Origin of the sequence: Streptomyces doebereineriae, from assembly GCF_031845645.1 — a bacterium.
GTDB lineage: Bacteria > Actinomycetota > Actinomycetes > Streptomycetales > Streptomycetaceae > Streptomyces > Streptomyces canus.
This window is the reverse complement of sequence record NZ_JAVREZ010000367.1, coordinates 1-439: the sequence shown is the minus strand read 5'-3', so window position 1 is coordinate 439 and position 439 is coordinate 1. Positions and strand designations below refer to the sequence as shown.

The 439-nt window shown below is 65.4% G+C and carries 1 protein-coding gene; it reads left to right on the top strand.

All coding sequences use genetic code 11. The annotated features are described in order from the left end of the window. Positions 1 to 165 precede the first annotated feature (165 nt). Positions 166 to 439, top strand: a 274-nt coding sequence (locus tag RNB18_RS52330) for an ATP-binding protein (RefSeq protein WP_311721095.1), incomplete at its 3' end; no start/stop codon positions are given.

Here is a 439-nt window from a genome sequence, read left to right as displayed (position 1 = left end):
CCTCCGTCCACGCCGTACGGGGCCCGAATTCACCGCTTCGAGCGACAGATATATGCATATCTTGGTCGAACGTCGTTACAGCGAGCTCCAACAGTGGCAGTCTGGCGCGAAGCACAATCCTGGCCGACCGCCGGTCGGCCGGGGCGCGAAAGGGACGGCGTCGCCATGGCAGACCATCAGGAAGCAACCGTCACTCTGCCGAGCGAGCCGGTCTCGGTCTCAGCGGCCCGCAGATATGTGGCCAGCACCTTGGCCGAATGGGGCCTCTCCGAGGACACGGATCTCGCCGACACCATCCGGCTGATCATCTCCGAACTCACCACCAACGCCGTCCAGCACACCTTCGGCCAGTCGCCCACCTTCACCGTGGATCTGCGCCTGGAACGGGACGAGGAACTGCGCCTCGGCGTGACGGACAGTCACCCCCGTTGGCCCCAGC